The organism is Aeromicrobium panaciterrae, assembly GCF_031457275.1.
Classification (GTDB): domain Bacteria; phylum Actinomycetota; class Actinomycetes; order Propionibacteriales; family Nocardioidaceae; genus Aeromicrobium; species Aeromicrobium panaciterrae_A.
The window spans coordinates 1,515,936-1,529,864 of sequence record NZ_JAVDWH010000001.1; the positions used below are offsets into that span (position 1 = coordinate 1,515,936).

The window sequence follows — 13,929 nt, forward strand, 5'->3', positions numbered from 1 at the left end:
ATTAGCGGGATGCGGATTGGCTTCGCAGATCAGACCGAAACTGCGATGGCGTCTTGCCAAACCAACGTCGGCACGATCGGTTGAGCGTGCTCTGCTCGGCGTACCCAAGGAGTCCGGCGATCTGGCTGAGGTGCAGGCCGGGCTGCGCGAGATATCTCGCAGCCTGGTCGCGGCGTTCGTTCTCGATCAGGTCTTGGCAATGGGCGCCTTCTTCGGCGAGGCGTCGTTGAAGTGTCCGTGGATGGAGGTTCAGTTGATCCGCAATCGCATCGATCGAACACGTTCCGGTCGGAAGAAGTCGGCGGGTGAGTTCGACCGTGCGTTCGGTCAGCGTTGCGGTTCCGATCGGGTACTGAGACTCGAGGTACGCCTCGGCGATGCGACGCGTCTCAGGGTGCGCACTGTCGATAGGGCGGTCTGCCAGCTCAGGCGAGAGTTCGAACCCGCACCAGGTCTGGCCAAACGAAACAGGACACGCGAGTGCTTCGGCGTACGCGCTGTTTGGCCCGATTTGCTCGTGCAGGAACGAGATGGAGCTGGGACCTGCACCGGGACCGCCGAGGAGGCGCAGGATCTGGACAACGATCGCCATGCTCACTTCATAGGCTTGCCGTAGGTCGTTCAGCTCCAGCTCCGTGACGTCGTACGTGAAGCGCAGATCAGAGCCATCGACGTCTGGATCGTTGATCAGGTGCAGGGCCGGCGAGTGGACATAGAGATAGCGGGAGATGGACCCGATTGCCTCGATCAGAGTGGGCGTATTTCGCGCAATGACTGCGACTGGGCCGAGGATGTCGAGCCCCTGCCAGTGCGACAAGCGCATGCCGAAGTCCGGGCATGACAACTCGGCGGCAGTCGCTTCAAGGAGTCCCACATAGTCGTGTAGAGGCACGAACGACTCCGCGCCGAGCTCGATTCCGAGTGGGATGTCGAACCGCTCACGCAGGAGGGCGGGATCGCCGTTCAGCTCGGTGACGAGGTCGTCGTACCCCCACAGAGCAGTGGCGCGGAGCAGGCTGCCCATCCGAAACCCCTGTCGTGAAATGACAAAAGTATGTCGCAGCGTGTCAAGACCGGGAGAGCGTCGCGCACGCATTCTGCTTATAGATGTCCTGCAACTGCAGGCCGAGCGAACGCGAGGAAGTCATGAACGCCCAGCACTTCGACACCCTGATCATCGGCGCCGGACTGTCCGGTATCGGCACAGCCTGCCAGATCCAGGACGAGTTCCCGGATCGCAATATCGCCATCCTCGAACGCCGCGAACGTCTCGGCGGAACCTGGGACCTGTTCCGCTACCCGGGTGTGCGATCCGACTCCGACATGCTCACGTTCGGCTACAAGTTCCGTCCCTGGCACGACCTCAAGGTTCTCGCCGACGGCGCCTCGATCCGTGACTACATCGCCGACACCGCCGCCGAGTACGGCATCGACAAGAAGATCCACTACGGGGTGAAGACACTCTCGGCAGACTTCTCAACCGCAGACGCACAGTGGACCGTAACGGCATTTCACGAGGCCACCGGCGAGGCTCGGACGTACACAGCCGACTTCCTGGTCAGCTGCACTGGCTACTACAACTACGACGCCGGACATCTCCCGAGCTTCCCGGGCATCGACTCGTTCAAGGGACAGACCGTCCACCCGCAGCACTGGCCCGAGGATCTCGACTACGCCGACAAGAAGGTCGTCGTCATCGGCAGTGGTGCAACGGCCGTGACTCTGGTGCCTTCCATGGCCGAAAAGGCCGAGCACGTGACGATGCTGCAGCGGTCGCCGTCGTACATCTTTGCGCTGCCCGCGTTCGACAAGATCTCGCAGGCGCTCTGCCGCTTCCTTCCGGACGACTGGGTCTTCGAGCTCGGTCGCAAGCGCAACATTCTGATCCAGCGCTGGATGTACAACTCGTGCCGCCGTTGGCCCAAGCAGACCCGCCGCTTCCTGCTCTCGCAGGTGCGTCGGAAGGTCGGCCCTTCGGTCGACATGCGTCATTTCACGCCGAGCTACATGCCATGGGACGAGCGCCTCTGCGCCGTGCCAGATGGCGACCTGTTCAAGACGCTCGCAGCGGGTGACGCCTCAGTCGTGACCGACCACATCGAGACCTTTACCCACGATGGCATCCTCCTGAAATCGGGCGAAAAGCTGGAGGCGGACATCGTCGTCACGGCCACCGGCCTCGACGTCCAGATGCTTGGCGGGATGAAGTTGTTCGTTGATGGGCAGCCTCGCGAACTTCATGACCAGCTGACGTACAAGAGTGTCCTGATCGAAGGCGTGCCGAACCTCGCGTGGATCTTCGGTTACACCAACGCTCCATGGACGCTGAAGTCCGATATCGCGGGCAAGTACCTGTGCCGCCTGTTCAAGCACATGGATGAGAACGGTCTGGCCATCGCCACCCCGTATGACGCCGACGACTCCGCTCTTGACGACGGCATCCTCGACTCCCTGCAGTCGGGCTACGTGCAGCGCGCCAAGGAGACGCTCCCGCGCCAGGGCGCGACTGGGCCGTGGAAGGTCCTCATGAACTACAGCCGCGACACGGATCTCCTTCTGGAAGATCCGGTCGACGACGCAGCGATGCGGTTTGAGACTGCGGGTGCACTGGAAGAGGTGTCGGTCGCATGACGAATCGACAGGACGTCTCCTTCGAGAGCAACGGCGTCACCTGCCGCGCGTGGCATTTCGCTGCTGCGACCGACGAGATCGAAACCCCCAGCGGTCGCCCGTGCGTCGTGATGGCTCACGGATTCGGCGGTACCCGCGACACGGGTCTCGCCGGGTACGCCGAGGGGTTCGCGGACGCTGGCCTCGACGTGCTCCTGTTCGACTACCGAGGCTTCGGAGACTCCGACGGCACACCCCGTCAGCACATATCGTTCCGTCGTCAGCGCTCCGACTATCGTGCAGCGATTGCGGCGGCACGGGCACTTGATGGCGTTGATCCCGATCGCATTGTCCTGTGGGGTACCTCCTACTCCGGCGGTCACGTCATTGCGGAAGCTGTCGCGGATGATCGGATCGCTGCGGTCATTTCCATGACGCCCGCGGTTGACGGCGCAGCGGCATTGTTGGCGATCGCCAAGCACAGCGGTTTCCGCAAACTCGGTGTCCTCACGAAGCATGGGCTCAAAGACGCCGGCCATCTGCTGACTCGGCGTAGCCCGCACCGCATCGCTGTCGTGGGTGAACCGGGATCGCTCGCTGTCATCACGGCTCCTGGTGCGCTCGAGGGCTACCTGGCGCTTGCCGGACCCACGTGGCGCAACGAGGTGTGTGCACGTACGGCACTCGAAGTCGCGTTCAATCGGCCAATCAGGTTCGCTCCTGGACTGCGTGTCCCGATCATGTTCCAGATCGGGGACCACGACTCGGTCGCACCACCGGCAGCGGCGGCCCGGGCGGCCACCAAAGCAGGAAAGTTCGCCCACACAAAGACGTACCCAATCGATCACTTCGATGTGTACGACGGCCAGTGGCAGCAACAAGCCCTGACCGACCAGCTTGAATTCCTCCTTCAATCTCCTCGCGTCACAGGTCGCACCGAACAGAAAGCGATGAACTCATGAGCAGCTTCTCCGTGCAAGGCAAGGTTGCGCTCGTCACCGGCGGCGCGCGCGGAATCGGCTACGAGACCGCCCGTCAGCTCCACGAACGAGGAGCCTGGGTCGCCCTGGTCGACCTCGACCCCAACGAAACGGGTGCGTCGGCGGCACGACTCGGCGATGGAGTCGTCGCACTTCCCGCAGATGTGACCGATCCGGCTGCCATGGCGGCCGTCGTCAACGAGATCGTCGAGCGATTTGGACGGTTGGACGTGGTGGTTGCCAATGCAGGAATTGCCCCAGCACCCACCACGACGCACGCGATGGACTCGGCGGAGTTCGAGAGAGTTCTCGAGGTGAACGCTTTGGGTGTCTATCGCACGGTGAAGCCCGCGCTGCCGCACATCATCGCCAGCGGGGGACATGTCGTGGTCGTCGCTTCGGTCTACGCGTTCGTCAACGGGGTGCTGCTGGCGCCGTACGCCATGTCCAAGGCCGCCGTCGAGCAGTTTGGTCGGGCCTTGCGCGGAGAGCTCGCCCAACACGGTGCTTCGGCAAGCGTCGCGTACTTCGGCTTCATCGACACCGCCATGGTGCGTGAAGGTTTCGCGAGCCCGATCGCCCAACGCTTCGAGGCGACGTTTCCTGGCTTCCTCCGCAAGCGCCTTCAGCCGTCCGCTGCGGCCGAAGCTATTGCGAACGGCATTGAACGTCGAGCAGCGCGCATCATCGCTCCTAGGCGGTGGACTACGTACTCCGTCCTTCGTGGATTGCTCAACCCGGGGCTTGATCGCCGAACAGAGCGGAACGCGACGATCCAAGGTGTTCTGCGTGACGCAGAGCAGGGTCAGGTGCTGGTTGCCGAGGTCGTTCGATGAGCACGCCGTTGTTGATGGTCGCGATGATGCTTCTACCCATCTGGATCCCGCTGATTGGAGCGACGGTGGGAGCGGTGAGCGATCGGGTCAAGCGCGACTCGTAGCTCTCGTCCTCAAGCGCCTCTGGTGATAGCGTCTTTTCACTCATAACGGAGGCGTTTGCGATGGTGAACAGAGAGCTCTCGGACCAGCGGACCAAGTCGGGCAGCAGGTTTGAAAGACCTTCAGGGGTGTGGCGCTCGGTGATCCTGACGATCACACTTGTGACGGCGATGCTGGGAGCCTTCATGTCGCCAGCTCAGGCGGGCGACGCGAACAACAACGGCCGTGACGAGCTTGCGGTCGGATCGCCTCGCGAGGATGTCAGTGACCTCGAAGATGCCGGTGCAATGTGGATCTTTGACGGTTCGACGAATGGTCCAGCAAACGGAACCCTCATCAACGAGGGAACGTCGGGAGCCGCGGGAACCCTTGAGGCCGGAGATGGCTTCGCCAACAGGCTCGTGTGGGGTGACTTCAACGGAGACAGCCGAGACGACTTGGCAGTGGGAGTGTCGGATCAGGACGTTTCCGACGTCGAGGACGCGGGTGCGGTGACGGTGTTCCTTGGCTCGAACGACGGTGTGACGACGACGGACTCGAAGCAATGGACGCTGACGACCGCTGACGTGGTTGGCAGTACCGGCGAGGACGACAGCTGGGGCGAGACGATTGCGACCGGTGACTTCAACGGAGACACCTACGACGACCTCGCAGTTGGAGCGCCGTCGAGAGACGCTGGAGCCGTACCGGGTGGCGGCATGGTGACAGTGCTCTACGGCTCGTCGACGGGTCTGAAAGGCCTTGGTTCGACTGAGTGGAGCGAAGACACCACAGGTGTCGCCGGGAGTGCTGACGATTTTGAGCGGTTCGGTTCTGCACTTGCAGCGGGTGACTTCAACAATGACGGTCGCGACGACCTCGCCATCGGAGTGCGCGAGAACATTGGGTCAGAGGGCAGCGTTGGCGCCGTCACCGTGCTCAAAGGCTCGGCTACCGGCATCATCGCCACGGGGTCGAAGCAATGGAACCAGGACACATCTGGCGTGCCCGGCGCTGGCGAGACTGGCGACAACTGGGGGACTGATGTCCTTGCAACCGGAGACTTCGACGGCAACGGACGCGATGACCTCGCCATTGGCGCCCCCAGCGAGAACATCGGTTCCATTGAGTCTGCCGGCGCGGTCACGCTGCTCAAAGGCTCGTCGAGCGGTCTCACCGCAACCGGATCGAAGGTGTGGCACGAGGACACGTCCGGCGTTGCCGGTGCCGCCGAGGAGCAGGACAACTTCGGCTCCGCTCTGGCTGCCGGCGATTTCGACGACAACGGGCGCGACGACCTCGCGATTGGCGTCGCAGGCGAGTCGATTGGCGCGTCGGACTTTGCTGGCGCAGTTGTCGTGATGAAGGGATCTTCTTCCAGCGGGCTCACGACTTCCGGCTCGAAGCAGTGGCATGCCAACACCAGTGGCGTGCCGGGCGCTACGGGCTATCGAGACTATTTCGGGTACTCACTGGCAACCGGCGACTTCAATAGCGGCGACAGGGACGACCTCGCGATCGGTGTTCCCGGTGACGGCCCGGGCGCCGCACATGCTGGCTCCGTTGTCGTACTTCGGGGATCGTCAACTGGTCTCGGCACCACATCGGCATTGGAGATCTACCAGGGATTCAATGCACCAGGTGTGGGTGAGATATCCGACGAGTTCGGCACCGCGCTCAACTGACCTTCCTGATCAGCTGCGGCCGAAGATCAGGTGGAACGGGCGTCCCGCGATGGTGAGAAGTGGTTTGCGCCCTGCCAGGAACCCGATCGGGCCATCTGCAGCGAACGACCAACGCGCCTTCGCGAGTCCGGGACGGATCTTGCCGTGGACCGGAGTGACGAGCAGATTGCCGTCCCGATCCTGAGCCGAGCTGAACATCGCAGGGAGACGGAACGGTAGTCGACGTACGCGCCGCAGGCTCAGTGACCCGATGCCCTGGGCGGCGTACGACGAGTGGGGCGCCACGTCGAAGTCGGCGAGGTCCTTCGGGATCGCCCACAGCTCGCGTCCGCCATCGCGCGATGCTGCTGAGTTGACCCAGATGTGAGTGATCGACACGCGAAGCCGCCAGCCGTCACGCACCAGAACGGTCGACATAATCTCGTCGTACGTCAACGGGCTCGGCTCTTCGTAGACGAAGAACGCCGCCGACACGATCGTTCGGCCGAAGATCGTGATCGCCTTGGTCGACGCGTTGTGTGGTGGGGGAGCGAGTCGCTTGGGCAGGAGCCAGACACCGATGTAGGTGTGGCCGGTGAGGTCCCAGGGAGATGCTGGATATGCCAGATCTGATGAATTCTGTGTCATGACCAGCTGAACGCTTCCGGTTCGAGGACCTTCGTCCGCTTGGCGAATGGCAGGGTCGCTCCCGGCCAGTTAGATGTGATGCGACCCGACGGGTGCCGGTACCAGTTCTCGCAGTACGACCACACCGAGACATCGAGCCGTTCCTGGATCTCGCGGTCGTACGCTTCCTCGGCCTCATCGGTCACCTGGACCGTGGTGTACTTGCCAGCCTTCAGGCGGTCGAGGGCCTGGCGCATGTGCCGGGCCTGGGCTTCGAGCATGTAGATGATCGACCCGCCGCCGAGGTTGGTGTTGGGTCCATAGGTCACGAACAGGTTGGGGAAGTTGGGGACGTAGATACCGAGGTACGCGTGCGCGCCATCGGCCCACTGGGTCGCCAGCTTCCGTCCGCCGGTGCCCGTGATGTCGATCGACTCGAGGAAGTTCTGGGCGTCGAAGCCAGTCGCATAGACGATCGCGTCGACCTTGTGTTCGTTGCCGTCAGCATCGACCACGCCGTCCGGGGTGACCGCGGCGACGGCGCTTGTGACGACGTCGACGTTGGCCTGCGCGAGCGCGGGATAGAACTCGTTGGAGAACAGGATCCGTTTGCAGCCCATCGGGTAGTCAGGCCGCAGCTTGGCGTTCAGCGTGGGCTCGGTGACCTGCTTGTCGAGGTGTCGCAGCGCGATCTTCTTGTTGATCCGGCCAACCCGCGACTCGTCTTTCAGACCCTTCGCGAACTGCTCCATGATTGCCCAGATGCCGCCGCGCTCGACGGTCTGAGTCACCGGCGCGACGCGGAACATCGTCTTGTGGAAGGCCTTGTACGGCTTGTCGGGCTTGGGCATCAGGTAGTTGGGGGAGCGTTGGAACACCGTGAGCCGAGCGGCCTTGTTGGCGAGGTGCGGGATGAACTGGACCGCGCTCGCGCCGGCGCCGACCACGGCAACCCTCTTGCCCGTTGCGTCGAAGTCGTGGTCCCACTCAGCGGAGTGGAACGAGGTGCCCTGGAAGGTCTCGATGCCCGGGATCGGGGGCAACTTGGGTAGGGATAGCTGGCCGACGGCGCTGATCAGCACGTCGACCGTTTCGGTGGAGTCATCGGAGAACGTCACGGTCCACGTCGAGGTGCCTTCGTCCCAGGTCGCCGCAATGACTTCGCGGCCGAAACGCAGCAGGGGAGTGATGCCGTGCTTGTCGGCGACCTTGCGGATGTAGCTGTGAATCTCCTCCTGCAGCGCATAGCGGCGCGTCCAGCGGGGGTTGGGCTCGTACGAGTAGGAGTAGAGAGGTGACGGCACATCGCAGCCGGCGCCGGGGTAGGTGTTGTCGCGCCAGACTCCGCCGAGATCGTCGGCTCGCTCCCATAGGCGGAGATCGGTATGACCCGATCGCTTCAGCTCCACGGCCACGGCGACAGCGCCGAAGCCGGAACCGATGATCCCGATCGAAGTCATGCGTTCTCCTTCTGGACAAACAGCAGCACGGTGGTTGTGAGTAGGTCGAGGGCTTCGTCTCGCGTGAACGTACCGCGCTGCAGCCACTCTCGACATACGGCTTTGGTGAGCGTTGCGACCGGGCGCAGCCGGGCGCGCAACTGCGCGTCGTCGGGCAGACCGAGCGCATCGAGCACAAGGCGAGCGGCCCGATCGTCGGCCTCGTCGATGACGGCCTGGATGTCTGAGCTGCCGTGCAGGTTTGCCGCACCACTCGCGTTGACCCATGCTTCGCCATACGTTGTCGCGGCGTCGAGGATCCAGGACATCGTCAGTCGCGCGCGCTCTTCGAGCGACTTGCCCTCGAGTCCCTGGAGCGGCTGCTCGGGCATCAGCACTGACTCGCGCATGGCGGCGAGGAACAACTCGCGCTTGTCGCCGAAGTAGTGGTTGATGAGTCCGCGGGCTACGCCAGCTGCGGCCGCGAGCTCAACGGTCGAGACCTCGTCGTAGGGTCGCGTGGCGTAGAGATCCTGCGCCGCCTCGATGATCTGCTGGCGTCGCTCCGCGGGAGCGAGGCGAAGTCGGGCGGCAGTCATGCGAGACAGTTTCGCGGCCTATTGGCAGAGTGTCAACAAGAGTCGTACGATCTGCGCATGACACATGACTACGACGTCCTGGTGGTGGGATCCGGCTTCGGCGGCAGCGTCGCTGCGCTGCGGCTGACGGAGAAGGGCTACCGCGTCGGAGTCATCGAGGCCGGGCGACGATTCACCGACGATGAACTGCCGGAGACGTCTTGGCGAGTGCGTCGCTACATGTGGGCACCGTGGGCTCGCTGCTTCGGCATTCTGCGCATCACTCTGCTCAAGGACGTGCTGATCGCGAGCGGCGCAGGCGTTGGCGGCGGTTCGCTGGTCTACGCCAACACGCTGTACGAACCGCTAGACGACTTCTACAACGATCCGCAGTGGGCTGACATCGCCGATTGGAAATCCGAGCTGGCGCCGCACTATGCACAGGCCAAGAAGATGCTCGGCGTCACGACGTACGGCGGCCACACCCCGGCCGACGACGTCATGCAGGCGATCGCGAACGACTACGGCGTGGGGGACACGTTCCACCCGGCAGATGTTGGTGTCCTGTTCGGCCCAGAGCCCGGCGCCGTGATCGAAGACCCGTTCTTCGGAGGTGCCGGACCAGCTCGCAAGGCCTGTATCAACTGCGGCGCCTGCATGACGGGGTGCCGTCACAACTCCAAGAACACGTTGGTCAAGAACTACCTCTACCTCGCCGAGCAGGCTGGCGCTGAAGTGCGCCCAATGACCCGCGTGGTCGACGTACGCCCGCACGCAGACGGATATCGGGTGAGCACGCGCCGTACGGGAAACCCGCTGCGCCGACGCACCGTCACCGCAGGTCAGGTTGTGTTTGCAGGCAATGCGCTGAACACTCAGCGACTGCTGCACAAGCTGCGGCTGCGCTCACTGCCGAAGCTGTCTCCGCGGGTCGGCGAGCTGAGCCGTACGAACTCCGAGGCCGTGCTGACCGCACGCTCGGCAGACAAGAACGCGGACTACACACCGGGTATCGCGATCACGTCATCGTTCCACCCCGATCGACAGACTCATATCGAGCCGGTTCGCTACGGGCGCGGCTCGGGGCTTCTGAGCCTCATGAACATGGCGCTGCCCGATCGGCCCGGTCCTGGTGGGCGATTCCGTGCGGTCCTTCGCGGCTATCGGCAACTGGGCGTGCGGGGCACGCTTCGGCTCCACAGCCCGCGCCGCTGGGCCGAGCAGTCGGTGATCATCCTGGTCATGCAGTCGCTCGACAACTCGATCACGACATACCTGAAGCGCGGACTGTTCGGTCGCAAGATGACGAGCAAGCAGGGGAGTGGTGAGCCGAACCCCGCGTACATCCCCGTTGCCGACAGCTCGGCCAAGGACATCGCGCAGCAGATTGGCGGCTACCCGGGCGCGGCGTTCGGCGAGCTCGCTGGCGTACCGCTCACGGCCCATTTCATCGGCGGCTGCGTCATCGGTACGACTGCAGACACCGGCGTGATCGATCCGTATCAACGCGTCCACGGCTACGAGGGACTCCACATCACAGATGGGTCGGCGATCACTGCCAACCTTGGCGTCAACCCCTCGTTGACGATCGCGGCTCAGGCCGAACGTGCGATGGCGCTGTGGCCCAACAAGGGCGAAGTTGATGCGCGACCAGCCCTCGGTGAGCCGTACGTACGCGTTGCCGCGGTCGCTCCGGTACGCCCTGCGGTCCCGGCCGGAGCGCCCGCTGCGTTGCTGCTCCCAGTCCCGGCGGTTCCGCCGCGCTGACCTCGCGCGACTGGCTGAGATACGGTGGGCGCAAGCAGAACGCGCCACCCGTAGGGCGCGTCATATCTACCGAGGTGCCCCATGTCGCAGTTGTCCATCGTGATTAACGCCGATGCTCAGAAGGTCGACGCAGGGACGAAGGCTTGGCAGTTGTTCGCCGAGTTGCCGGAGATCATTGCTGCCCGCGTCAACGGTGACCTGAAGGACCTCGCGTACGAGCTCGCCGACGGCGACTCTGTCGAAGGCGTTGCGATCGACTCCAGCGATGGCCGCGACATCCTGCGCCACTCGACCGCGCACGTCATGGCCCAGGCCGTCCAAGAGTTGTTCCCCGACGCCAAGCTCGGCATCGGCCCGCCGATCACTGACGGCTTCTACTACGACTTCGACGTCGCTGAGCCGTTCGTACCCGAGGACCTCGAGAAGATCGAGACCCGGATGCGCAAGATCATCAAGGAAGGTCAGAAGTTTGACCGCCGCGAGATCAGCGACGACGCAGCGCGCACTGAGCTCGCCAACGAGCCCTACAAGCTCGAGCTGATCGGTTTGAAGTCGAAGGCCGGTGACGCAGCCGAAGGCGCCAGCGTCGAGGTCGGCGAGGGCGGACTGACGATCTACGACAACCTCAAGCGCGACGGCTCAGTCGCCTGGGGCGACCTGTGTCGCGGCCCGCACCTGCCGACCACCAAGCGCATCCCGGCGTTCACGCTGATGCGCAGCGCCGCCGCGTACTGGCGTGGCGACGAGAAGAACAAGCAGCTGCAGCGCATCTATGGCACCGCCTGGGAGACCAAGGAAGCCCTCGACGAGCACCTGCACCGCATCGAAGAGGCCCAGCGTCGCGATCACCGTCGCCTCGGCCAGGAGCTCGACCTTTACAGCTTCCCCGACGAGATCGGCTCCGGTCTGCCGGTGTTCCACCCGCGCGGTGGTGTCATCAAGCGCGAGATGGAGGACTACGTACGTCGTCGGCACATCGAAGAAGGCTTCGAATACGTCGGCACTCCGCACATCGCCAAGGAGGGGCTCTTCTACACATCGGGCCACCTCCCGTACTACGGCGAAGGCATGTTCCCTGCGCTGGAGCTCGACGGCGGCGACTACCGCATCAAGGCCATGAACTGCCCGATGCACAACCTGATCTACCGGTCGCGCCAGCGCTCCTACCGAGAGCTGCCACTGCGACTGTTCGAGTTCGGTCACGTCTACCGCAACGAGAAGTCGGGCGTGATCCACGGGCTGACCCGCGTACGCGGCTTCTCGCAGGACGACTCGCACTCGTACGTGACTCCGGAGCAGGCGCCCGACGAGATCAGGCATCTGCTGAACTTCTGCCTCAGCCTGTTCCGCGACTTCGGACTCGACGACTTCTATCTCGAGCTGTCCACCCGCGACGACTCCAAGCCGGACAAGTTCATCGGCTCAGACGAGGAATGGGCGGTCGCCACCAAGGTGCTCGAGGATGTCTGCATCGAGAGCGGACTGGAGCTCGTCCCCGATCCCGGCGGCGCCGCGTACTACGGCCCGAAGGTGTCGGTCCAGGCTCGCGACGCGATCGGTCGTACCTGGCAGATGTCGACGATCCAGTACGACTTCAACATGCCGTCTGAGGCTCGCTTCAACCTTGAGTACGTCGCCGCTGACGGTTCGCGCCAGCAACCGGTGATGATCCACTCGGCGAAGTTCGGCTCGATCGAACGTTTCATCGGTGTCCTCGTCGAGCACTACGCGGGAGCGTTCCCTCCGTGGCTCGCGCCTGTGCAGGTCGTCGGCATCCCGGTCGCTGAGCGTCACGCCGACTATCTGTATGAGCTCGCAAAGAAGCTCAAGTCCAAGGGCATTCGGGTCGAGGTCGACAACTCCGATGAGCGCATGCAGAAGAAGATCCGCAACGCGCAGACCCAGAAGGTCCCGTTCATGCTGATCGCCGGAGACGACGACATCGAGGCCGGCGCTGTTTCGTTCCGCTACCGCAGCGGCAACCAGGACAACGGTGTGCCGATCGACGATGCGATTGCCCGCATCGCCGAAGCGATCGAGCAGCGCGTACAGGTATGAGCGAGCGCAGCGAGCGAACAATCAGAGCTGTCGTGGCGGTGACTCCGTATCGTGCCTTTTCCACGGAGGTGCCGACATGACCGACGAGCAGCAGGGCGTGGGGGAGGCGGACGCGTTCCAGAGACTCTGGACGCCACACCGCATCGTCTACATCAAGGGCGAGAACAAGCCCGAGACTGCCGATGAAGCCGACTGCCCGTTCTGCCGAATCCCCAAGATGGACGACGCTGAAGGGCTCATCGTCTATCGCGGGAAATCGGCGTACGCGGTGCTCAACCTCTACCCGTACAACGCCGGCCACCTGCTCGTATGCCCGTACCGTCACGTCGCCGACTACACCGAGCTGACCGAGGACGAGACCGTCGAAGTTGCTGCGATCACGAAGCAGGCGATGCAGACGATGCGCGAGGTCACCAACCCGCACGGGTTCAACCTCGGCATGAATCAAGGTCCCGTGGCCGGAGCCGGCATTGCTGCCCATTTGCACCAGCATGTGGTGCCACGCTGGGGTGGAGACGCCAACTTCCTACCCGTCATCGGACACACCAAGACCATGCCCCAACTCCTGGGTGATACACGCGAGATGCTCGCTGCCGCCTGGCCAACCGCGAAGGACTAGATCGTGCTCGAACGTTTTCGCCAGTTCTGGACCAATGTGTGGGCTCCGCTCGCCGACCGCCTCCTCAAGTGGGGCGTCACGCCTGACCAGGTGACGATCGTTGGAACGATCGGCGTCAGCGCCGGTGCTCTGTGGTTCTTCCCCCGTGGGCAGTTCTTCGTCGGCGTCCTGGTCGTCACGGCGTTCGTGTTCAGCGACATCATGGACGGCTACATGGCGCGCAAATCTGGCCAGTCGTCCAAATGGGGTGCCTTCCTTGATTCGACCCTCGACCGCTTCGGCGACGCAGCGATCTTCGGCGGGCTCGTCCTCTATTACTCCGGTGCCTTCCTGGGCAAGGCGCCCGAGGCTGACCTCGGCGACCCGCGTCTCTACCTTTGCTTGAGCCTTGCCTGCCTCGTTCTCGGTTCGATCACCTCGTACGCTCGCGCGCGCGCCGAGAGCCTTGGCATGACGGCCAAGGGTGGCATCGCAGAACGTGCTGACCGGCTCGTCGCAATCTTGGTCATGACAGGTCTGGCAGGACTTTTCGAGCAGCCTTGGATGCGTGAAATCACGCTGTGGGCACTCGCGCTGGCCAGCCTCATCACGGTGTTCCAGCGCCTGATCATGGTTCACAAGCAAGCCGTCGGCGAAAAGTTGTAAGACTTCGCACGCTCGCGACTCCTAC

At 63.6% G+C, this 13,929-nt stretch carries 12 protein-coding genes; 8 read left to right on the top strand and 4 right to left on the bottom strand.

Annotation, left to right across the window (positions count from 1 at the left end):
• Position 1: 1 nt before the first annotated feature.
• On the bottom strand, positions 2 to 1,024 hold the full coding sequence (locus tag J2X11_RS07890) for an AraC family transcriptional regulator (protein WP_309969040.1): 1,023 nt from the start codon (positions 1,022 to 1,024) through the stop codon (positions 2 to 4).
• Positions 1,025 to 1,146: 122 nt separating this feature from the next.
• Here J2X11_RS07890 and J2X11_RS07895 point away from each other — a divergent pair, with 122 nt between their 5' ends.
• From J2X11_RS07895 to J2X11_RS07910, 4 genes are all read left to right on the top strand, one after another.
• The gene (locus J2X11_RS07895; protein WP_309969043.1) at positions 1,147 to 2,631 is read left to right on the top strand and encodes a flavin-containing monooxygenase; all 1,485 of its coding nucleotides are present in this window, start codon (positions 1,147 to 1,149) and stop codon (positions 2,629 to 2,631) included.
• Positions 2,628 to 3,572: an alpha/beta hydrolase gene (locus J2X11_RS07900; RefSeq protein ID WP_309969046.1), complete on the top strand. Its 945-nt coding sequence runs from the start codon at positions 2,628 to 2,630 to the stop codon at positions 3,570 to 3,572. Before J2X11_RS07895 ends, J2X11_RS07900 begins: the two co-directional genes overlap by 4 nt.
• Positions 3,569 to 4,426, top strand: coding sequence for a short-chain dehydrogenase/reductase (locus J2X11_RS07905; protein ID WP_309969049.1), 858 nt, complete (start codon positions 3,569 to 3,571; stop codon positions 4,424 to 4,426). The genes J2X11_RS07900 and J2X11_RS07905 overlap by 4 nt, the downstream gene beginning before the upstream one ends.
• Before the next feature lie 242 nt (positions 4,427 to 4,668).
• Positions 4,669 to 6,192 carry a hypothetical protein gene (locus tag J2X11_RS07910; protein WP_309969052.1) on the top strand — a complete coding sequence of 508 codons (1,524 nt, stop codon included), beginning with the start codon at positions 4,669 to 4,671 and terminating at the stop codon, positions 6,190 to 6,192.
• A 9-nt stretch (positions 6,193 to 6,201) separates the two neighbouring features.
• Here the strand turns inward: J2X11_RS07910 and J2X11_RS07915 are convergent, their stop codons facing one another.
• The 3 genes from J2X11_RS07915 to J2X11_RS07925 are packed head-to-tail and all read right to left on the bottom strand — an operon-like array spanning position 6,202 to position 8,836.
• Positions 6,202 to 6,819, bottom strand: coding sequence for an acetoacetate decarboxylase family protein (locus J2X11_RS07915; RefSeq protein WP_309969055.1), 618 nt, complete (start codon positions 6,817 to 6,819; stop codon positions 6,202 to 6,204).
• Positions 6,816 to 8,258 carry a flavin-containing monooxygenase gene (locus J2X11_RS07920; RefSeq protein ID WP_309969058.1) on the bottom strand — a complete coding sequence of 481 codons (1,443 nt, stop codon included), beginning with the start codon at positions 8,256 to 8,258 and terminating at the stop codon, positions 6,816 to 6,818. The genes J2X11_RS07915 and J2X11_RS07920 overlap by 4 nt, the downstream gene beginning before the upstream one ends.
• On the bottom strand, positions 8,255 to 8,836 hold the full coding sequence (locus J2X11_RS07925; protein ID WP_309969062.1) for a TetR/AcrR family transcriptional regulator: 582 nt from the start codon (positions 8,834 to 8,836) through the stop codon (positions 8,255 to 8,257). The genes J2X11_RS07920 and J2X11_RS07925 overlap by 4 nt, the downstream gene beginning before the upstream one ends.
• Positions 8,837 to 8,893: 57 nt before the next feature.
• Between J2X11_RS07925 and J2X11_RS07930 the strand changes: the two genes are divergently transcribed.
• The 4 genes from J2X11_RS07930 to pgsA all read left to right on the top strand — a co-directional run bounded on the left by J2X11_RS07930 (position 8,894) and on the right by pgsA (position 13,904).
• A complete protein-coding gene (locus J2X11_RS07930; RefSeq protein ID WP_309969066.1) occupies positions 8,894 to 10,582 on the top strand; it encodes a GMC family oxidoreductase in 1,689 nt (562 codons plus the stop codon).
• Between the two features lie 81 nt (positions 10,583 to 10,663).
• On the top strand, positions 10,664 to 12,640 hold the full coding sequence (thrS, locus tag J2X11_RS07935; protein WP_309969068.1) for a threonine--tRNA ligase: 1,977 nt from the start codon (positions 10,664 to 10,666) through the stop codon (positions 12,638 to 12,640).
• Between the two features lie 76 nt (positions 12,641 to 12,716).
• On the top strand, positions 12,717 to 13,259 hold the full coding sequence (locus tag J2X11_RS07940) for an HIT family protein (protein ID WP_309969071.1): 543 nt from the start codon (positions 12,717 to 12,719) through the stop codon (positions 13,257 to 13,259).
• 3 nt (positions 13,260 to 13,262) lie between these two features.
• Entirely contained in the window at positions 13,263 to 13,904 is a 642-nt protein-coding gene (gene pgsA / locus J2X11_RS07945; RefSeq protein WP_309969074.1) for a phosphatidylinositol phosphate synthase, read from the top strand.
• The last annotated feature ends 25 nt before the right edge of the window (positions 13,905 to 13,929 follow it).

Bases quoted from the DNA above. Each gene is read 5' to 3' on its own strand.
- J2X11_RS07890 (WP_309969040.1), bottom strand. From the start codon at position 1,024: ATGGGCAGCCTGCTCCGCGCCACTGCTCTGTGGGGGTACGACGACCTC.
- J2X11_RS07895 (WP_309969043.1), top strand. From the start codon at position 1,147: ATGAACGCCCAGCACTTCGACACCCTGATCATCGGCGCCGGACTGTCC.
- J2X11_RS07900 (WP_309969046.1), top strand. From the start codon at position 2,628: ATGACGAATCGACAGGACGTCTCCTTCGAGAGCAACGGCGTCACCTGC.
- J2X11_RS07905 (WP_309969049.1), top strand. From the start codon at position 3,569: ATGAGCAGCTTCTCCGTGCAAGGCAAGGTTGCGCTCGTCACCGGCGGC.
- J2X11_RS07915 (WP_309969055.1), bottom strand. From the start codon at position 6,819: ATGACACAGAATTCATCAGATCTGGCATATCCAGCATCTCCCTGGGAC.
- J2X11_RS07920 (WP_309969058.1), bottom strand. From the start codon at position 8,258: ATGACTTCGATCGGGATCATCGGTTCCGGCTTCGGCGCTGTCGCCGTG.
- J2X11_RS07925 (WP_309969062.1), bottom strand. From the start codon at position 8,836: ATGACTGCCGCCCGACTTCGCCTCGCTCCCGCGGAGCGACGCCAGCAG.
- J2X11_RS07930 (WP_309969066.1), top strand. From the start codon at position 8,894: ATGACACATGACTACGACGTCCTGGTGGTGGGATCCGGCTTCGGCGGC.
- thrS (WP_309969068.1), top strand. From the start codon at position 10,664: ATGTCGCAGTTGTCCATCGTGATTAACGCCGATGCTCAGAAGGTCGAC.
- J2X11_RS07940 (WP_309969071.1), top strand. From the start codon at position 12,717: ATGACCGACGAGCAGCAGGGCGTGGGGGAGGCGGACGCGTTCCAGAGA.